16 protein-coding genes are annotated in these 18,977 nt (G+C 57.4%); 10 read left to right on the plus strand and 6 right to left on the minus strand.

From position 1 onward, the window contains the following. Positions 1–37 precede the first annotated feature (37 nt). The 3 genes from QP027_RS03370 (at position 38) to QP027_RS03380 (ending at position 3,600) form a co-directional block, all read left to right on the plus strand. Positions 38–1,249, plus strand: coding sequence for a tyrosine-type recombinase/integrase (locus tag QP027_RS03370; RefSeq protein ID WP_284825984.1), 1,212 nt, complete (start codon positions 38–40; stop codon positions 1,247–1,249). Between the two features lie 530 nt (positions 1,250–1,779). Then, positions 1,780–2,948 (plus strand): IS3 family transposase gene (locus QP027_RS03375; protein ID WP_284825985.1). Its coding sequence is split into 2 segments (ribosomal slippage): positions 1,780–2,064 and positions 2,067–2,948, totalling 1,167 coding nucleotides; the frame shifts between segments, so codons are not numbered across the junction. Positions 2,949–3,003: 55 nt separating this feature from the next. Further along, entirely contained in the window at positions 3,004–3,600 is a 597-nt protein-coding gene (locus QP027_RS03380) for a hypothetical protein (protein WP_284825987.1), read from the plus strand. A gap of 711 nt (positions 3,601–4,311) precedes the next feature. On the opposite strand, the gene QP027_RS03385 is transcribed toward QP027_RS03380, so the two are convergent. Continuing rightward, positions 4,312–5,118 carry an HAD family hydrolase gene (locus tag QP027_RS03385; protein ID WP_284825988.1) on the minus strand — a complete coding sequence of 269 codons (807 nt, stop codon included), beginning with the start codon at positions 5,116–5,118 and terminating at the stop codon, positions 4,312–4,314. Positions 5,119–5,152: 34 nt separating this feature from the next. On the opposite strand from QP027_RS03385, the gene QP027_RS03390 reads away from it, so the two are divergent. Continuing rightward, complete coding sequence (locus QP027_RS03390; RefSeq protein ID WP_284825989.1) at positions 5,153–6,136, plus strand: 3-hydroxyisobutyryl-CoA hydrolase; 984 nt, start codon at positions 5,153–5,155, stop codon at positions 6,134–6,136. On the opposite strand, the gene QP027_RS03395 is transcribed toward QP027_RS03390, so the two are convergent. Further along, complete coding sequence (locus QP027_RS03395; RefSeq protein WP_284825990.1) at positions 6,133–7,311, minus strand: DUF6882 domain-containing protein; 1,179 nt, start codon at positions 7,309–7,311, stop codon at positions 6,133–6,135. The two genes, QP027_RS03390 and QP027_RS03395, sit on opposite strands and share 4 nt — an antisense overlap. A gap of 322 nt (positions 7,312–7,633) precedes the next feature. Here QP027_RS03395 and QP027_RS03400 point away from each other — a divergent pair, with 322 nt between their 5' ends. The 3 genes from QP027_RS03400 (at position 7,634) to QP027_RS03410 (ending at position 11,951) form a co-directional block, all read left to right on the plus strand. Then, the gene (locus QP027_RS03400; RefSeq protein ID WP_284825991.1) at positions 7,634–9,085 is read left to right on the plus strand and encodes a glyceraldehyde-3-phosphate dehydrogenase; all 1,452 of its coding nucleotides are present in this window, start codon (positions 7,634–7,636) and stop codon (positions 9,083–9,085) included. A gap of 367 nt (positions 9,086–9,452) precedes the next feature. Further along, complete coding sequence (locus QP027_RS03405) at positions 9,453–11,465, plus strand: S8 family peptidase (protein WP_284825993.1); 2,013 nt, start codon at positions 9,453–9,455, stop codon at positions 11,463–11,465. 36 nt (positions 11,466–11,501) lie between these two features. Further along, a complete protein-coding gene (locus QP027_RS03410) occupies positions 11,502–11,951 on the plus strand; it encodes a hypothetical protein (RefSeq protein WP_284825995.1) in 450 nt (149 codons plus the stop codon). Between the two features lie 60 nt (positions 11,952–12,011). On the opposite strand, the gene QP027_RS03415 is transcribed toward QP027_RS03410, so the two are convergent. The 3 genes from QP027_RS03415 to QP027_RS03425 form a co-directional block, all read right to left on the minus strand. Then, entirely contained in the window at positions 12,012–13,172 is a 1,161-nt protein-coding gene (locus tag QP027_RS03415) for a glycosyltransferase family 4 protein (RefSeq protein WP_284825996.1), read from the minus strand. A gap of 5 nt (positions 13,173–13,177) precedes the next feature. Further along, entirely contained in the window at positions 13,178–14,443 is a 1,266-nt protein-coding gene (locus QP027_RS03420; protein ID WP_284825999.1) for an NAD-dependent epimerase/dehydratase family protein, read from the minus strand. A 140-nt stretch (positions 14,444–14,583) separates the two neighbouring features. Further along, on the minus strand, positions 14,584–14,982 hold the full coding sequence (locus QP027_RS03425) for a hypothetical protein (RefSeq protein WP_284826002.1): 399 nt from the start codon (positions 14,980–14,982) through the stop codon (positions 14,584–14,586). Positions 14,983–15,104: 122 nt separating this feature from the next. On the opposite strand from QP027_RS03425, the gene QP027_RS03430 reads away from it, so the two are divergent. Beyond that, positions 15,105–15,491, plus strand: coding sequence for a hypothetical protein (locus QP027_RS03430; protein WP_284826004.1), 387 nt, complete (start codon positions 15,105–15,107; stop codon positions 15,489–15,491). A 32-nt stretch (positions 15,492–15,523) separates the two neighbouring features. Then, positions 15,524–17,290, plus strand: a complete 1,767-nt coding sequence (locus tag QP027_RS03435; protein ID WP_284826005.1) for an Hsp70 family protein — start codon at positions 15,524–15,526, stop codon at positions 17,288–17,290. A gap of 7 nt (positions 17,291–17,297) precedes the next feature. On the opposite strand, the gene QP027_RS03440 is transcribed toward QP027_RS03435, so the two are convergent. After that, positions 17,298–17,789: a heme-binding beta-barrel domain-containing protein gene (locus tag QP027_RS03440; RefSeq protein WP_284826007.1), complete on the minus strand. Its 492-nt coding sequence runs from the start codon at positions 17,787–17,789 to the stop codon at positions 17,298–17,300. Positions 17,790–17,856: 67 nt separating this feature from the next. Here QP027_RS03440 and QP027_RS03445 point away from each other — a divergent pair, with 67 nt between their 5' ends. After that, complete coding sequence (locus QP027_RS03445) at positions 17,857–18,972, plus strand: YihY/virulence factor BrkB family protein (protein WP_284826008.1); 1,116 nt, start codon at positions 17,857–17,859, stop codon at positions 18,970–18,972. The last annotated feature ends 5 nt before the right edge of the window (positions 18,973–18,977 follow it).

The raw sequence follows: 18,977 nt of genomic DNA on the forward strand, positions 1-18,977 counted from the left end.
TCTGGCACAGGATCTGGCACGAAAGGCACGGCACGACATGGCGAAGTCAACGTTCGGCAACGTTCGACAACTAAAGTCAGGGAAGTTTCAGGCCCGTTACACCGGCCCGGACGGTCTCACTCACAAAGCCCCGGCAACTTTCCACCTCAAGGGAGACGCTTACTCATGGTTGGAGGCCGAACAGAAAGCTCTCTATCTCGGAGTCTGGAAGCCCCCGGCCCAACGAGAAGCGGAAGCCCGCGCGGAAGCGGAGTCGAACGCTCTGACCGTCCGGGTGTGGCTCGAAGAGTGGCTTAGGCACAAAGAGCGCGAAGGCCTGAAGATTTCGACGCTCACGAAGTACCGGGAACGGGTAGAACGACGGATTACAGGCGATAACGTCCCCAAAGCGGTACGGGAGTTCGCTAGCACGCCGGTAAGCGCTGTAACGGCAGCACAGGCCCGAAAATGGTGGTCTGCCGTGGAAGAGCGCTGGCCTGAGTCCGGGGAGATGAACTCGAAGGCGTATCAGCACCTCCGTAGCGCGTTCGCTCACCTTGTGGAAGACGAAGTGATCCCCGCTAACCCGATTACCGTCAAGGCGGCGAGGAGGAAGCCTAAGCCGAAACTTGAGCGCCCCCTGTTCGACGTTGCCGAACTGACCGCGCTGTACCGGGAATGCCCGGCGCGCTACAAGGTGGTGACCGCGTTGACCTTGTTCCACGGCTTGCGGGTGGGAGAAGCGCTAGGTCTGGAGAGGCGGCACGTCATCGTTGAGCGCGTGCCCCTTTCAGCTGGCGAGTACGGCCCGGAAGAACTTAAGATCTCTGTCCGGGTAGAAGACAACGTTCAGCGCATTAATGGTGAAATGGTCTCTATGGGTTCCCCGAAGACCGGTGCTGGTGTGCGGACGGTTCCGTTGTTTCGAGTGTTCTACCCGGACGTTCTGGAGCACCTGGAGACCTTCACCGGCCCTAAGGCCGAAGACCTGTTGACCACCACCCGGACGGGTAAGCACGTCTTGGACACGTCCTATCGAACGGTGCTGTCAGGCATGAGGGAACGCGCCGGGATCGTGAAGCGGGTTCACGCTCACGCGGGGCGGCGCTTTGTGACAACCGCGCTGTTGGAGCAGGGCGTTGAGCCGCACGTGGTCGGGGAGATCATCGGGGATAAAGACCTGACTACGATCCTCCAGATCTATGCTCAGGTGCGAGAAGGTAGGACCGAACAGGTGATGAAGGAACTTGGAAGGGGTATCCGGCTGTGACCGACGACTCAATAGATTTCGAACTTATCCAGTCCACGGCCTTTACTACGTACCGGTGCTGGCGCGGGTGCCTGTTGGGGCACGTGTCGAACGTGCCCGGTTACGGGGTGGTGTTCTCCAGTCGGCACAAGGGCACCTGGAGCGCTACTCAGATCCCGGACGAAGAACCGTTGTATGCGGCTTGTAAGCACCTCAAGGGTGTGTTACCGGTCAATGATCGGCCTCAAGGTCGGGTGAGCCTCACGCAAGACGATGTGAGGACAATAGCGCCCACGGATTGACAACTCTGTACCGCTTTGTTTACTGTCTAGGGCAACTAAACCGCTCTGGTCGCATTGTTATGCCGAACTAAGCCACGTCAGACACGGCTATCTCAAGGAGATAACTGTGTCCAACGTGGCTTTTTCTGATTCCGTGCCCGGTGAGGGTTACGTGTCGCTGGCAAGTGCCGCTGAGTATTTGGGGCTGCTGCATGAGTAGGTGACATCTGAGTTGGCTTGCCCGGGAGGGTGGGCTGGAAGGATGTCATTATGGCCAAGCCTTATCCGCGGGAGTTCCGTGAGGATGTTGTGCGTGTTGCCCGGAACCGTGATTCTGGGGTGACGCTCGAGCAGATCGCGAATGATTTTGGTGTGCATCCGATGACGTTGCAGAAATGGTTGCAGCGCGCGAAGGTCGAGGACGGCCAGGTGCCGGGCCAGACACGCAGTGACTCTGAGGAGCTGCGTGAGTTGCGTAGGCGCAACCGGTTGCTGGAGCAGGAGAACGAGGTGCTGCGGCGGGCGGCCGCGTATTTGTCGCAGGCGAACCTGCCGGGAAAAGGCTCTACCCGCTCGTGAAAGAGCTCGCCGACGACGGGATCCCCGTGACGGTGACGTGCCGGGTACTGAAGCTCTCCCGCCAGCCCTACTACCGGTGGCTGAAGGACCCCATCACCGAGAGCGAGGTGGTGGAGGCGTATCGCGCAAACGCACTGCTTGATGCTCACCGCGACGATCCTGAGTTCGGCCACCGCCTCCTGGCTGATGAGGCCCGCAGTGCAGGCGAGGCGATGGCGGATCGCACCGCGTGGCGGATCTGCGCCGAGAACAAGTGGTGGAGCACCTTCGGTAAACGACGACGCCGCGGCAAGAGGGCCAGGCCTGGTCCGCCGGTGCATGACGACCGTGTGGGCCGCAACTTCACCGCCAACGCCCCAAACCGACTGTGGTTGGTCGACATCACCGAACACAACACCGCTGCAGGCCGGCTCTACCTCTGCGCGATCAAGGACATCTACTCCAACCGAATCGTGGGGTACTCCATCGACTCAAGGATGAAGTCTCAGCTGGCCGTGGATGCTCTGGAAAGCGCTGTTGCCCGACGCCACGATGTTACCGGTTGCGTGGTTCATTCTGACCGAGGATCGCAATTTCGAAGCAGGAGATTCCTGCGGGCCCTGGCCCGTCATGACCTGGTTGGATCAATGGGCCGGGTCGGTGCTGCCGGCGACAACGCCGCCATGGAATCGTTCTTCAGTCTCCTACAGAACAACGTCCTGAACCGCCAGTCCTGGGCTACCCGAGAACAGTTGCGCATCGCGATCGTCACCTGGATCGAACGGACCTACCACCGCCGACGCAGACAACCACGACTGGGACGTTTGACCCCGATCGAATTCGAGACCATCATGAACACACCAGCCGCACTGGCTGCGTGACTACACCCTGTCACCTAACCGTGCATCAGCCCCAGGGCAGAGGAAGGCAGCTACCTTGAAGAGACAGAACATCGCAATGATCCCAGCAAGCAATGCGCAAGACGCAGAATTTCTCATCGGCTGTGAGCTCAACGAGCGCTATGACATCACGTCGGAGTCCGGAGAACTGCTGCACTTGATCGCGAGCTTCTCGCTCGACGCAATTGCTCGCATCCTCGGCACCGAACTACCAGAGCACCTAGCGCACGGCAACAAACGACTGTACGGCTTCTCATACTTCAATCAAGACGAGTATTTTCTCGATCACATCTCCTATTACGGCACGAGCGACGAGCCCGAGTTTTTCGCCGAACGCTACACGCGGGGAATCATCGCCGACGAGGGTGCCTTCAAATTCACGACCAGCCCTGTCTACGCGTTCGAAAACGCTGGTCAGGAGACCGATGACGAGGTCAGCTTCGTCGGCGGCGAACCGGAGTTTCTGCAGAACGAAGATTACGAAGAGCTCGAGGGCTACGCCTTTATCGGCCAGATTATTGGCTACGACCTGCCAGAAGAGCTCGAAGACCTGTTTTATCTGACGTCAAACATCGGATACTTCTTTATTCGAAACGATTTTTCTGAGGGCCTGTTTTTCGTGCAGGGAACCTGAGGCCTCGCGCGCGAGCGCGTCCGGATCGCATGCATCGCTCACCTCCGTGCCCGTAAGGAGGCAGCGGCCGTATCGAAAACCTTTACGACCAACAGCGGAACGGGTGCCCGCCGAATGGCTGTCAATCTGGGTTAGATCTGGTCGAAGGGTGGCAGGACTTTCGTCGCCACCAGCTCATCGAACAACTCCGGCAGGCGAGTCTCAGTATCCAGTGCGTCGGCAAAGCCAGCCTGGCGAACCTTTACGGTCGAGGTGATGTTGTCGTATTCGTGGTGGAAGAGGAAAGACCCCCGGTAACCGTGAGGGGGGAGGGGACTACCCCGGCCCCCAGCAGCCGCGCCCCTGCGGTGCTGCGGATTGTTCCGTGCGACCGTTGGGGAAATCGCATGTGTAAAAGTAACGAACAGCCTGTTACCGGGCCTCTAACACAAGCGAGACGGGACCTGTACGCCACGGAGACGGCCTGTGAGGGTTCAGGGGTACTCCGGTGCCACCCCGGGCAATTCAACGCCTTAGGTGGGGACGTTTTTCAAAAACCAGCGTTCGCGCCGGGCTGTGCTGGCGCATGAGTAGGCGGTAAACTCAGGTCCGGGCGTGCCAGATAAACCACCCCCGTTAGACCCATCTGGCACAAGCACTGGCACGTGGGGGAAATAGTACAGAGAAAATGGTTTCTGAACAGGGAAGATAGCGAATACAGTTCGTCCCCAGCTAGTTCAGCCATTCGCGGATCTTTTTCAAGGCCCCGTGTTCGATGTTTGACTCGGCGACCTCGTCAGCAATCGCTTTGAGGTCAGGGTGTGCGTTTTCCATGGCTACTGCAAGCCCGGCCTGTTGAAGCATTTCAAAGTCATTCAGGTAGTCGCCGATCGCGGCTGTGTCTTCTTGCTTGATTCCGAGCACCTTGGCAAGTTCCATGAGGGCGACGCCCTTGTTTACGCCAGGAGCCATCACATCGAGCCAGTGCTTCGAGGAAACGGCAACGGTGTAGTCAGGCGCAACACCGGAAACTAGCGGCACACCGTCTTTCTCAGCGTCCGATTCGACAAAAAGGGCGATCTTTACTACTTGCGTGTCTACTTCGTCGATAAGCGACGCCACGTGCCGATTCGCGTGGTAGTACTTGTCTACTTCGGCTGTCACCTCAGGCGGCATGGTTTCTGCGGTGCAGGAATAGTCGGGTTTGCATAGTACGACGTGCATCCCACTGGGGGCTTTATCCAATGCCTCTAAGATGCGCAGCACAATATCGCGGCGCATCGGAGAAGTGGACACGATTTTTCCGCGGTGCCAGACCACAGAGCCGTTTTCGGCGATGAATGTGTCGGGACGCGTGTTGGTAACGGAGAACATGTCGCGCAACGTGGCCAGTTGGCGTCCAGATGCCGGCGCGATAGTCATGCCAGCAAACTGTGCTCTGCCGAGAAGGTCCCAAAAATCGTCAGGGATCTGGCCTGTTCCGTCGATGAGGGTGCCGTCCATATCGAGTGCGACAAGTGACGGGGAAGCGGAAACCATAGCCATCCTTAAAGTGATGTGGAACACTAGTTATATGAACCAGCTCGTTGATATTACTGTGAAGAAGTCTACCGGAATCCTCACTTTGGACCGCCCGGAGGCATTGAACTCTCTCAATGAAGAGATGGTAGGCACCATCGCCGGCGCACTTGATGCGTGGGCGGATGATGACTCTATCGACCAGGTTGTTATTTACTCCAGCGGAAAGCATTTCTGTGCAGGCGGCGATGTGCGCAACGCCCGCCAGCGCATCCTCGACGGCGAAGCAAAAGACGTAGATGACTTCTTCGCCACCGAGTACCGCATGAACCTTGCTCTTGCGGAGTTTCCCAAGCCCTACATCGCCTTAATGAACGGTGTCGTCATGGGCGGCGGCCTGGGGATCTCTGTACATGGATCACATCGTGTGATCACCCAGGGCAGCTTTGCTTCGATGCCCGAAATGAATATCGGGTACTGCACGGATGTGGGAATCTCGCACGTCTATCAGAATCTCCCCGGCCACCGGTCAACTGCCTTTGGAAAGTTTCTAGGTCTAACCGGATACCGACTCAACGAAGCCGACATGATCACTACCGGGTTGGCCACCCACTACGTCCCAAGCTTCGATGGCCTGCTAGAAGACATCGTTGAGCACGGAGTCCAGGCGATCGAAGACCGTGCGGAAGACCCTGGCCATTCGGAGCTGCCAAAGCTTTACGACGACATCGACACTGCGTTCCAAGGCTCCTGGGATGAGATTTGGCAGCGACTCGACGGAGACCTGAGGGCAATGGTGGAAGAGCTGACGAAGAAGGCGTCCCCGTCCGCCTTGGTGGCGTCAGCTGAGCTTTTCGAGGCAAACAAGGGGAAGACGCTTGCTCAGGCATTAGAGAATGAGCGAGTCCTAGGGGAACTTATCCGTCGCGAACCGGACTTCCTGGAAGGAGTGCGAGCGGTCTTGGTGGACAAAGACCAAGACCCGCACTTTGCTGACAAGGCACCAGCCCAGAGGTACCGGGATGTGTTGACGTACTAGACGGTAATTTTTCCGTCTGCACCGAGCGTTAACTGACGGTTGTGGGCATAAGCGGCGAGAGCTCGTGGACGATCGATGTCGTCGGTAAGCGAGTTCACCGTGGCATCGACTGCTGCCTGACTCGGAGCCGGGAGGCTAAGCTCCGGACCGCTCAGTAGCACGATGGCGCTTGTGTCAGGGGAGAGCTGTGCGGTTGTATGCGTCCACATGCCGGTGATCGGCTTTGATGCTGTGACCAAGTTCTCTAGCTCGGTCTCTGGGAACGTGGGGCGGAGCAGCGCGATGATCCCATTATTAAACCCGAAATTGCGAACGCTGCCCGCTGCCTGGGCGGCAGGGGAGCCAGCGAGCCCTTGGTCAGCCCATGCCCACGTTGCAGTGCCGTGGGAAACTGTCGCGAGCACCTGTGCGGCCACTTCAAAGGGGTGCTGGTTATTTGGCTGCACCAGAGCGCGGCCCGCGGCGAGGTTGAGCTGCACGGTAGCGTCTGGATAGCGGCCGCCGAACAGAAATTGGTGCTCGGTTGAAGTCAGCACTCCGTCGGCGATGGTGTCGCGGAGGGTGAGACCAGATCCCACGTGCGAAATGGCGTCATCTTCGATGATGATTGTTGTGCCGTCGGAGAGGTTCATGCCGGTGTCGGTCTCTGCGAAGCCCAATCCGCGCGATGCTGCGAACGCCGCGACGGCACGCGTGGTATCCAGTTCTGGACTCAGCTGGGCAGCACCTGCGACAAGAGCGCTGCGAAGCGGGCCGGTCGGGGGAGTGCCGTTCATCGCAACCACGCTGGTCGCCCCATCGGCATGCGGTGCGAGGAACACTTGAGCATTTCCAAACAGGGTGCGAGTAGCTTTGACGTGTATGTCGTCGCCAGGAAGTTCTTGGGAGAACTCGGCGATATCGGGGAAAGATTCCACGCGGGCTGTGCGCCAGTGCCAGACATTGTCGCGGATGAGTGCGGCCCGGGTGCCGGTGCCGGCGGACGTGCGACCGTCTTGGTGGTGAATGCGGAGTTCGACGAGTGCGTCGCGATCCTCGTCTTCAGGGTTGGGGCCAGAAAACTCGATCCCAGCGATGGGGCCTGAAATTGCGGCGGTGGATGCGTCGATGTCTGACTGAGCGATCGCGCCGTCGGTGGCGATATCTTGCAAAGATTGGGGATATCCGAGTTCCATCTGGTGAGCCTTCTTGCCTGGGAAACGTTGATGTGAGAAACATTATCAACCCTACTGGGTGGGGGAAACTTTTATTAACCAAACAAGCCCGTCGGCCGTGCTGTCCGCTTTCCTTGGTGATCAAACTGAAACAGGTGACATCATTGGCGGTGGAGGGTGACCCAGATCTACCCCCATTGCCTGTATTTTGTTTCCAAATTCCGTACTGTAGATGGGGTATCCACGCGGGTGAGCAGCCTTGATCAACCCACGATTGTGGCAGGTTTTCCCGCAAAACCAGAATCAAAAACAGAAGAGGACCGAATTGAGCATTCAGGACAGCATGAAGCGCACCCAGGACGACTGGAACCGTCGTCTTGAACAGGCTCAGGAGATGTTGCCACTGATTAGCAAGCTCCATCGCGAGAACAATGTTGTTACCTCGATCTTCGGGCGTCTGCTCGTCGGGGTCACCGATATTGACATCATCAAGGCGCACCGTTACGCACGCCGAGTCGTTGAGCGCGAGCTGCCTTTGGATGAAACCCTGCCGATTTTCCGTGAGCTGGCTGAAATGAACTTGGGCACCGCGTCGATTGACGTAGGGCGTCTGGCAAAGAACTATGGTCGCCTCGAAGGCGTCGAGCTGGCCGACTACCTCAAGGAGGAGCTCGCAGATGTCATTGGCTCCAACGACAAGCCTGAGCCACGTGATGTCGTACTGTACGGCTTCGGGCGCATCGGACGCTTGCTTGCACGCATCCTGATCGCACGCGAAGCAACCTACGGTGGTGCGCGCCTGCGTGCGATCGTCGTCCGTAAGAAGGGCGACGAGGATATCATCAAGCGTGCGAGCCTCTTGCGCCGTGACTCCGTCCATGGCCCGTTCGACGGTACCATCACCCTGGACAAGGAAAACGACATCATCTGGGCAAACGGCACTCCAATCCAGATGATCTACGCTTCCAACCCAGGCGAAATCGACTACACCGCCTACGGCATCGACAATGCGATCGTTGTGGACAACACCGGCGCATGGCGCGATCGTGAGGGCCTAAGCCAGCACCTGAAGTCCAAGGGTGTCGAACGTGCGCTGCTCACCGCACCGGGTAAAGGCGATATCAAGAACATCGTCTACGGCATTAACCACGGCGACATTACTGACTCGGAATCCGATCGTGTCCTCTCCGCGGCTTCTTGTACCACCAACGCCATCACCCCAGTCCTCAAGGTGATCGGCGATCGTTACGGCGTAAAGCACGGCCACGTGGAAACCGTCCACGCATACACCAACGACCAAAACCTTGCGGACAACTTCCACAAGGGTCCACGCCGTGGTCGTGCGGCTGGCCTCAACATGGTTCTCACCGAAACTGGTGCTGCCAAGGCTGTCTCCAAGGCCCTTCCCGAATTCGAGGGCAAACTTTCCGGCAATGCGATTCGCGTTCCTACGCCGGACGTTTCCATGGCGGTATTGAACCTCGATCTCGACACAGAGGTGGACAAGGACGAGGTAAACAACTTCCTGCGTCGCGTTTCCACCGACTCAAACTTGCGTCAGCAGATCGAGTACATTCACTCGCCAGAGGTTGTGTCCACTGACTTCGTGGGCTCCACCCACGCGGGCATCGTCGATGGTCTTGCTACCATCGCAAACGGTAATCACTTGGTCCTCTATGTCTGGTACGACAACGAGTTCGGCTACTCCAACCAGGTAGTCCGCATCGTCGAAGAGGTCCTAGGGGTGCGTCCTCGCGTTCTGCCAGAGCGCAAGGAGCCATCGGACATTCGTTAATTCGCTTAGCGACGAACATCCCTGCCGCCGTGGCTCACCGCCACAATGGCAGGGGTGTTTCTTTTTCTCCCGGCCTAGCCTTGGCTTCGCACGAAAAACTGAACATCCCAACTAACTGATCGCACATCAGGTGCGGTCAGTTTGCTTTTTGTGCAGACTTCTGAGCCCTCAACTGGGAAAGCCTCAGTGATCAAGTGTATACCTTTCATCTCCTCACTTGACCAGTTAATTGATGCATTTATGTGCTGTGAACTTGCATTATGAGAAGATGTTGAGTTCTTCGAAATATGTGTAACAATTGGACAAAACTTAATAAACATTAAGTATTGTGAGAATTGGCCTTAAGAAGGCTGGAGATCGGAGAGGCATGACCGTACGGGACAATTCGCAGCGTCGTCAGCGCTGGTTGCGTGGCGCAGCGATGGGAGCAGTTTCAGTTTTGATGGTTGGTGGCATCGCGCTACCAGCAGCACAGGCCCAAACTGGCGCAGTGCAGCTTGAAGAAAAGCAAGTATCCGAATCACGAGTTGTCACCACCGAGAACTTGGTTGATTCCCGCATGACCAACCGCTTCGTCGTGCGCTACAAAGAAGAGGCAAAGGCAGAGGACTCCCGCCAAGGTGCGATGGCAGCCGCTGCAACCAAGACAGAGCTGGATGCAGGCGAGGTCCGTGAGCGTCCGGATGGAACCGTCATCGTCGCTGTGGACGAGGTTCTGAACCCTGAAGCAGCCGACAACTTCATGGCTGAGATGGAAGCAACCGGCAACATCGAATACATCGAGCCAGACACCATCATGGTGCCGTTCGCAGCCAACGACGAGTACTACGAGCGTCAGTGGCACTTCCACGGCCAGAATGGTGGCAACGTAGAGAAGGCGTGGGAAGCAGGCCCATCCAAGGGCGCTGATCAGGTTGTTGCGGTCATCGACAGCGGCATCGTCAGCCACCCAGACCTGGATGCCAACCTTGTCTCGGGCTATGACTTCGTCTCTGACCCAGGAATGGGCCGTGACGGCGACGGTCGTGACTCCAACCCTCGCGACGAAGGCGACTGGTACGGCGCATACGAGTGCGGCAACAACCCAGAAGGTGCAGACTCCTCTTGGCACGGTACTCACGTTGCAGGCACCGTGGCCGCCATCGCAGACAATGGAATCGGCGTGGCAGGCGTTGCTCCGAACGCTAAGGTTCAGCCGATCCGTGCACTTGCAGCATGTGGTGGTTACACCTCTGACATTGCGGATGCGGTTTTGTGGGCTTCTGGTGAGCGCGTTCAGGGCGCACCAGCGAACAACACCCCAGCAGACGTGATCAACATGTCTCTTGGTGGCCAGGGCCAGTGCTCCCGCACCTACCAGGATGCAATCTCCACCGCTCGCGCCAACGGCTCCGTAGTCGTTGTCGCTGCGGGTAATGAGCGTCAGGACGCTGCAAACGTTCAGCCAGCTAACTGCAACGACGTCATCACCGTCGGCGCATCGGCTGAAGATGGTTCATACGCTTCGTACTCCAACTTTGGCCGCAACGTGGACATCACTGCTCCAGGTGGCGACTACTCTCGTGACGAGGGCATCGTCTCTACATTGAACAACGGTAAGACCCGTCCAGGCAGCGCGAACTACGCGTTCTACCAGGGTACTTCGATGGCTACCCCGTTTGTCTCTGGCGTAATTGCGGCGATGTTGGCGGAAGACTCCTCCCTCACCCCGGATCGTATTGAGAGCATTCTGAGCGAGACCGCGCGCCCATTCCGCAACGGCTGCTCCGGTTGCGGATCCGGCCTGATCGATGCAGGAGCTGCCGTTGCAGCTGTTTCCGGCGCGCCGGGTTCCGATTCCCCTGAGACTTCGGAAGAAGAGCCAACCCCATCTCCATCCGAGAGCGCTCAGCCAACTGAGCCAATCGAGCCAACTGATCCATGGGCACCAGAGCAGCCAGTCGATCCAATTGAGCCGACCCAGCCTTCTGAGCCAAATGATCCATGGAACCCATCTGAGCCTTGGGACCCTTGGGCACCTTGGGATCTAGAGACTCCTGAATCCCCAGAGAACCCGTCTGAGCCTGCTCCAGAATCCGATGCACCTGTAGACACCATCGCACCTGAGCAGCCATCCGACCCGGTTGCACCTGCACCGGGCGGCGACCGCATCTGGAACCCAGGTGATCTGGTTGGCTGGGAGATCGACAACCCTGAGCCAGCTCCAGCACCTGCGCCGGACTACCCAGGTGAGCGCATCTGGAACCCAGAGGATCTCTTGACTTGGGATTGGGAAACAGTTGAGGAGCAGGAAGTAACTGCTCCAACCCCTGAAGAGGAAGAGGACGAGCGTCGCTTCCGCTTCTGGAACCCATTCACCTGGTTCAACTGGTTCGTATAAACCCCCATTGCCCGCAACATAGCGAAAGGATTCACCATGGTGGCCGTTCCTCCTTCAGTAGCTGCACTGTTCTCCATGATTCTGTCCCTTCTTTCTCCGCAGGCGTCGTCGGTAGCTGAGCAGTATTCAGCGCCGCAGTGGGCGGAAGCCTCGCTCGTCGAGGCAGTCGTCGGGGAAACAAATCCCTTGCCTGTTGAGCTGTTTAACCTTCTGGAGCCAAACGTGGAAGAAAATAACCTCCTCTCCGAGACCCGCATCATTGTTGGTTTTGAAGAGTCGTCGCAAGCTGAGTCCATCGTCAGCGTTCTGCAGAATGCATTGCCTGCAGTCGACGAGAATGTCACCGTAACGCCACGCACCCACGGCGCGCTGGTGACGTTTAAGAACGGCCTCACCGAAAGCCAACTAGTCACTGTTATCACCGTGATCGAGGCTTTCCCTGGCGTGCGTTACGCTGAGCAAGACTTGGTCATGCAACGCCTGTAGCACGACGAAGAAAAGCACCTCCTTTTAAGGAGGTGCTTTTTCGTGCTTGCTTGGCGAGGATTACTTGCGCTTCTTTGCCAGGCGCTTCGCGTGCAAATCGATGGCTTCTTCGTAGTATTTCACCACTTGCTCGGTCGACGCCCGCCATGACCAGCGCTCGGCTTCAGCCCTTGCTGCGGCGGACATGGAGCGGCGCAGGGGGTCGTCGTTAAGCACTTGTGCCAACTGTTTTGCCCAGAGCGCATCGGAATCGTCTGGGTCGACCAGGTAGCCTGTGGCGCCGTCGTCGATGACAAACGGGATGCCACCGGCACGCGCGCCCACCACAGGTACGCCAGAGGCGAAGGATTCTAAGGCCACAAGGCCGAGGGTTTCGGTAGTGGAGGGGAAACAGAAAACATCGCCGGAGGCGAAAGCCTCAGCGAGCTCAACGCCCGACATATAGCCGGTGAAGGTGGTCCACGCTGGATCCATCATCTTCTTAAGTTGATCGATCTGAGGCCCAGAGCCGACCATCGCAAGCCGAGCATCGGGGACGATCGCACGCAGCTCTTTCATGATTCCGGCAAGTCGTCCGAGGTTCTTTTCCAAGCTCATGCGACCGACATAGACCACAAGCGGTGATTCGGGGTGGCCGTTTGTCAGGCGCTCGCGCATCGAGTGAGAGTAACGTTCAGGCGTGTAACCGACAGTGTCGACGGACTTGGGCCACAACTTCACGTTGCGGATGCCTGTTTCCCGAGCCTTTTCAACCATGGGGTCCGAGGTCACAAGATTGATCTCCGCCTCGTTGTGCAGGTTTCGAATCCACCATGCCGCAGGGTGGCGGAGCCACCCGATACGCAATGACTCAGTGTATTCCGGCACGTTGGTGTGGAACGATGCGACCAGCGGAACATTACGACGCCGCGCCGAGAGCACACCGTAGGCCGCCAAGGCCACAGGATTTACGGCGTGGACGATGTCGGGTTGGAACTCTTCCATCCGCTTGGCGATGGCAGGAGTAGGAAGGCCGACCTTGATTTCGGGGTACACCGGTTTAAACGAGAACCCGCGCACGCGCTGGACCTTGAAACCTGCATAGGTGTCGGGTGGATCGCCAGGGGCGAAAAGCTGTACCTCGTGGCCCATCTCTGCCAGTTGATCGAGGGTGCCGGTAATGCGGGTCACCACTCCATCAATTTTTGGCAGAAAGACCTCCGTGAACATGGAGATCCGCATAGAAACTACGCCTTAGCTGCAGAATCGGGGTTTCCGGCGCCACCAGCGGATTCTGCAACTGATGGTGGGACACCCTCGGCCTGGTTCTGGGTCCACAAGGAGCGAGCCGGAATCTTCGACATGTCTGCGCGGTCTGCGTACTTGCGCGCAACATCTTCGACTTCGTGCAGCAGTCCTTCGGCCAGCTTGGTTGGGTTGAGTCCCAAGTCGAGGAAGGTGTCATTGACAACGTGGAGCTCGTTCTCAGCGGATTCCTTACGAGGGTTAGGAACCATCTCAACCTGTGCGCCGGAGATGTCGGCGATGAGGTTAGCCAGGTCGCGGACGCGGTGGGTCTCGGTCATCTGGTTAAAGATTTTAACGCGCTCGCCACGTGCTGGCGGGTTTTCAATCGCGATCTGGATGCACTTAGCCATGTCGCGGATATGGATGAACGCGCGGGTTTGCCCACCGGTGCCGTGCACGGTGAGCGGGTAGCCCACGGCAGACTGCATCAGGAAGCGGTTGAGCACGGTGCCGTAGTCGCCGTCGTAGTCGAAGCGGTTGATCAGGCGCTCGTCGCGAGCAGTCTGGTCGGTGTGAGTACCCCAGATGATGCCTTGGTGCAGGTCGGTGATGCGCAGCTCATCGTTTTTTGCGTAGTACGCAAACAGGGTCTGATCCAGCACCTTGGTCATGTGGTACACGGATCCCGGGTTGGTGGGGTAGAGGATCTGCTGGTCCACCAGGGTTGGATCGATGGTGTTGCCGTTCTCGTCCTCGTCGACCTCAACCTTGATGTCTAGGTAGCCCTCAGGAATCTTCATGCCCGCGGTGCCGTAGCCGTACACGCCCATGGTGCCCAAGTGGACGACGTGGATGTCCAGGCCGGACTCAACGATCGCAACGAGCAGGTTGTGTGTTGCGTTCGTGTTGTTGTCCACGGTGTATCGCTTGTTGCGCGAGTTCTTCATCGAGTACGGTGCCGCGCGCTGTTCTGCAAAGTGCACGATAGCGTCAGGCTTGTACGTGTTGATGAAGTTCAGCAGGCCATCGTAATCCTGCGCGACGTCGATGTTCTCAAAACCGATCTCCTTGCCAGAGACCTCTTTCCATGCCGCGAGGCGCTCGTCAATAGAGCAGATCGGAGTGAGAGATTCAGCGCCGAGTTCCTCATCGATTGCTCTACGAGACAGGTTATCGACGATCACAACCTCATGGCCTAGATCCGACAAGTGCAGAGATGCTGGCCAGCCACAGAAACCGTCGCCGCCCAAAATTGCGATCTTCACTCTTTAAACTCCATATTTGCTCAACGGACAGGAAATACACGCTCTAAGAACGCTGTTTATCCACCGTACTCGGTCTGAGTGTCTTCTGCCTGCCAGTACGGGTAAATTTCAGGTGACATATGGGTGACAGCCCCACGCTCCTACGCCTGCTTAACGACGATTACACCAACGTTGATCGACTCTAGCTCTGTCTCAATGGGGCCATCAGGAAGCGTGCTCAACTCTGCGTGTGTTGCGGGCGAGAGGGGGATGATCCATCCAAGGTTTGGATCCAGAGCTGGGGCGGCCGGGTGATCCACAGGAACCCACGTGACCGCGCGTTGCTCGTCGCATGTCAGGCGAAGTGGTTCCAGCGTGGTTTTGACGAGGGTCCAAGCGCGCTGATCCATGGTGATGATGACAATGACGTCGTCGGCATCGGCTGCGATATGGGCAGTGTGCACTTCCAACCGATCGACTTCGGTGATCGCCAGCTCATCGGGGTAGCTGACCAATCGCGGCGAATCGTCGATGCCGAGTAGGTCGCGAATCTTGTCCATGAATCCCATGACCGTGAGGATACCCAACTTGAGCGAAGCTCAAACACAGGCCACAGAAGTAGTTGCTGCGTTAATCTCGAAGGTAGAAGCCTTGCCGCCACTCAGTGAAGGGTGCAGATGCAATGAAGAGGTATTTCCAAGCCGTTGTTGTGTGGATGCTTATCATTCCCTTGGCCGTCCTCAACGGCGGCTTGCGGGACCGTGTTATTGCCGAGCGTTTCGGTGAAGGATTCGCGCGCCCGCTCAGTGCAATCCTGCTGGCAGCCTGCATCGTCGCTATGGCGTGGTTGCTATTGCCACGTATCAAAGGCACGCGGACTCGTGACTACTTCGGCTACGGTGTTGTGTGGTTTATCCTGACCAACACATTTGACCTCATTGGCGTTGTCACCAGTGGGGGCACTGTCCAAGACTATTTCGCAATGTTCGACATGCGCACGGGCGAGTGGTGGGCGCTGGTTGTTCTCTCCCCGTTGCTTGCACCGATTTCGCTAGTTGGTCGTCGATAAGCTTCTCGTACACAGGCTAAAGAAGGCGACCCATGACAAAGAATTACTGGCTGCTAGCGGTCGATTTCGGCACTACGAATACGGCTGCGGCGACAGTTACACGCGAAGGTGCGGTTCAGCCGCTGCTCTTCGACGATGGCTCCGTTACAATGCCGTCCGCGGTGTATGTTGAATCTCCCACGCAGCTTGTCACTGGAGCAAACGCGTTACACAAGGCCCAAACGCATCCTGCGGGTTTGGTGAGCTCTCCGAAGAAGCTGGTGTCTCACGAAACCACACGGGTTAACGGCAATGAGATCGAAGTTGCAGATCTGATCGCCGAGGTACTGGTCGCGGTGATCAAACAAGCCGCACAACAGCATGGGGGAGAAATCCCGACCGGCATTGTCTTGACTCACCCCGAAGCATGGTCTGAACGCGAAGTGGCCGTGCTGGTCGATGGCGCGATGCGCATTGGATTTGCGCCCGACAGTATCAAAACAGTCGCAGAACCGATCGCTGCGGCTCATCACTATCAGGAGGGAGACTTTGTCCTGCCGGGGCAAAAGTTTGTAGTCATCGACATTGGTAGTGGCGCCACAGATGTCGCGGTGTTGGAATCTAAAGCGGGTACTTATCAGGTGCTGGCTGCCCGGCGCGATGACGCGATCGGCGGGGGCAGGTTTGACTCCTTGATTCGCACCTGGGTGGATCAGGAGCTAAGTGATCTAGCACCTGGACTAGGGGACTACATGCGCACCCAGGCAAACCCCGCCGAGCGAAATTCACTCAACGAGGCTATCCGGCAAGCAAAACAACACTTATCGACGAACCCCGTCGCCGACATCACCGTGCGCGGAGGGGAAGCCTCGCACACGCTCCAACTCACCCAGGACAAGTTGGAGGAACTCATCGGCTCGACGGTGGTGGATCTCTCGTTTCTAACCGGTGCTGTGCTGGCCGATGCCGGCATCAGCGCTGGTAGCGGATCGATCGACTTCTATCTCACGGGTGGATCGTCGCGCATCCCGCTGATTCAAAAGTCACTAGAAAGGATCGGCGGAGTTATTGAAGTTGATGAGCCGAATTCAGCCGTTGCAAGTGGTGCTTTGCTTGCTGTCGCGGACGAAGTTTTTCCAGCTGGGGCGATCGAGGAGCCAAAGGCTGCTTCCGAGACTTCCGCGGTGCCCTCATCCCTTGAAAGCTCCACAACCGAGCGAACGAAGAAGGAGAAACCTCACGCGGGGACTTCGCGGAGGATGTCTTCTCGGGCAGCACTTGGCGTCGTCGCAGCGGTGGCAGCAGTCGCACTCGCCGGAGGAGCCGCGTGGCTCGGGATCGCCAACAGGCCTATCGAGGCCAACATCACGCGCACAACCGATGAAATTGCGGCGCTCCTACCGACAGCTATCGACGACGGAGTGAGCAGGTGTTGGTCCAATATCAACATCGACAAGGTGTATTGCGAGATTGATCGGGAAGGACCGGATGCCCAGTACTTCAAGTTTTCCAAATATGGCAACGGGCGGGAAGCAACACCAGGCACGTTGGACTATCCGAGTTTGATGGTCAGCAAGAAAGCTTCCGACAACCCCGCATACTTTGAGCGCAAACTGGCAAAAATCAAGCGCGAAAAATGTGCCGACGATAAAGAGAAGGCGGAAATCATTAAGAGCGATGACGGCATGCGTGGTGCAAAAATATGCGCGTTGTCTACCGTCTTCTATGTCGACTCCACCGCGGGAATCGCGTGGAGTAGCGATTCATTCAAGGATGCGACCGCCGCCCGGCAATATTTCGCGGACAACGGCCTGCTCTAGTAGCTAATTAGACCTCGTTGGAGATAGCGAGCTCGCTGATCAGGTGGTTTTGCATCGCCTGGCCTGAAGCTTCCATTTCAAACTCAGTGGTCATTTTGGAACGGTCTGCGTCGAAGACGTAGCGACGCTTGGTCCCGTCGACTGGTTTCGCGGTGGCGGTGTTGGCCACAGTGCCTTCGTCGAGAAGCAGTTCCAGTGAGCCGTCTTCGAGGATCTTGATCGTTCCCTCGAGGAGCTCTGTCTGGCCAGTTGGCTGGGCGATAGTGAACTCGACCAAATCACCCACCGGACGAAGAAAACCAACCTCGGTGTGCATCGGTGCGCCATCGGGAGACTTGGTTTTTTGCTCGTAGCGCAGAAAAGGCTTCCCTGGGGTTGATGCGAAAGTCACAGTCTCTCGGTACTCGAAGTCATTGATCGTTGGGTATTTGCCACGGCCCGAGCCGACCCAAGTTCCGATCAGGAAGGCGAACGGTTCAATATTTGGATGCAGGTTCATATTTTCAATTCTAGGGTGAAAAGTAAACGCAGGCGCGGGCTGATGCAGCCAGCTAGTATCAACAAATATGAATAGCGAGGAGAGCGCCTTCATCGTGCAAGTTGGGGGAAGCACGGCGGAAGAAGTGGCTGGGGGATCGCTTGAGCAGAACCCATTGGCCAGGGGGAACAGGTTGTCGTCGGCAAGCTGGGCGTTAGTAGCGCGGCGCACTTGGAACGATTTCTTCCTCAACGCGATGATGGATCGTGGAGCCGTGCAAACCTTTTTCATGTTGCTGACCTTTGCTCCGACAGTCCTCGCCGCCTACTCGATTGCGACGTTGGCGCTGGCTAAGAATGAAGCGCAGGTCACGGAGCTTACCGACGAGCTGATCTCCGAGTACATCCCGGACGGGATCGCAGACACTGTCCGCGGGGTGGTAGACGTCATTGTGGGCTCTTCCTCCGAGGGCACAATTGCGCTGGTTGTTGGTGTATTGGTCGCATTGTTTTCTTCGTCTGCGTGGGTGCGTTCTTTCGCCCGGAGCGCGAACTACGTCTATGGGCGGGTCGAAGGGCGCACCGTCGTACCGACCTGGTTGGTGATGTGGGGCCTGACGATCGTGATGGTGCTCGGTGCAGTCATGATGCTTGGAGCGTTTCTCCTGCGGCAATCGATCGTGGCGGTGTTTCTCCAGCCGATCGCTGAGCCATTAGGCATCACCGGAACTGTGAATTTCCTTCTAGGGATCTTTCTTCCGGTTTGGGCGTGGCTGCGTTACCCAGTTATCGCCGTGCTGGCCATCGTGATGATTGCGCTGCTTTATCACTACGCGCCCAACGTGCGTCCCTCAAGGTTTCGCTGGCTGTCGTTTGGGTCAGTGTTCTCGATTTGTTCGATCGGCATCGTGTGGTGGCTTTTCAGTCTCTATCTCTCCACCTTTGCCTCAACAAATGCCTATGGAGCGGTGGGTACGATCATTGCGGTGCTCATGGCATTGTGGATTATGAATGTGATCTTGGTCCTTGGCGTTAAGCTGGACGCCGAAATCCTTCGCGCCAAGGAGCTGCAACTTGGCTACGACTCGGAGCACACGATCCAGGCTCCTCCACGATCCAGTAAGGCCGCGCTTCATTATGCAAATACTCAACAACGACTAGAGCAGGCTGCACAGGACATTAAACTCAACGCGAAAAAAGGCTAAATCAC

Origin of the sequence: Corynebacterium breve (assembly GCF_030252165.1) — a bacterium.
Classification (GTDB): domain Bacteria; phylum Actinomycetota; class Actinomycetes; order Mycobacteriales; family Mycobacteriaceae; genus Corynebacterium; species Corynebacterium breve.

What these genes read in the sequence shown, in the direction of transcription:
- QP027_RS03370 (WP_284825984.1), top strand. Translation starts at nt 38, where the DNA reads ATGGCGAAGTCAACGTTCGGCAACGTTCGACAACTAAAGTCAGGGAAG.
- QP027_RS03385 (WP_284825988.1), bottom strand. Translation starts at nt 5,118, where the DNA reads ATGGTTTCCGCTTCCCCGTCACTTGTCGCACTCGATATGGACGGCACC.
- QP027_RS03390 (WP_284825989.1), top strand. Translation starts at nt 5,153, where the DNA reads ATGAACCAGCTCGTTGATATTACTGTGAAGAAGTCTACCGGAATCCTC.
- QP027_RS03395 (WP_284825990.1), bottom strand. Translation starts at nt 7,311, where the DNA reads ATGGAACTCGGATATCCCCAATCTTTGCAAGATATCGCCACCGACGGC.
- QP027_RS03400 (WP_284825991.1), top strand. Translation starts at nt 7,634, where the DNA reads ATGAAGCGCACCCAGGACGACTGGAACCGTCGTCTTGAACAGGCTCAG.
- QP027_RS03405 (WP_284825993.1), top strand. Translation starts at nt 9,453, where the DNA reads ATGACCGTACGGGACAATTCGCAGCGTCGTCAGCGCTGGTTGCGTGGC.
- QP027_RS03410 (WP_284825995.1), top strand. Translation starts at nt 11,502, where the DNA reads ATGGTGGCCGTTCCTCCTTCAGTAGCTGCACTGTTCTCCATGATTCTG.
- QP027_RS03415 (WP_284825996.1), bottom strand. Translation starts at nt 13,172, where the DNA reads ATGCGGATCTCCATGTTCACGGAGGTCTTTCTGCCAAAAATTGATGGA.
- QP027_RS03425 (WP_284826002.1), bottom strand. Translation starts at nt 14,982, where the DNA reads ATGGACAAGATTCGCGACCTACTCGGCATCGACGATTCGCCGCGATTG.
- QP027_RS03430 (WP_284826004.1), top strand. Translation starts at nt 15,105, where the DNA reads ATGAAGAGGTATTTCCAAGCCGTTGTTGTGTGGATGCTTATCATTCCC.
- QP027_RS03435 (WP_284826005.1), top strand. Translation starts at nt 15,524, where the DNA reads ATGACAAAGAATTACTGGCTGCTAGCGGTCGATTTCGGCACTACGAAT.
- QP027_RS03440 (WP_284826007.1), bottom strand. Translation starts at nt 17,789, where the DNA reads ATGAACCTGCATCCAAATATTGAACCGTTCGCCTTCCTGATCGGAACT.
- QP027_RS03445 (WP_284826008.1), top strand. Translation starts at nt 17,857, where the DNA reads ATGAATAGCGAGGAGAGCGCCTTCATCGTGCAAGTTGGGGGAAGCACG.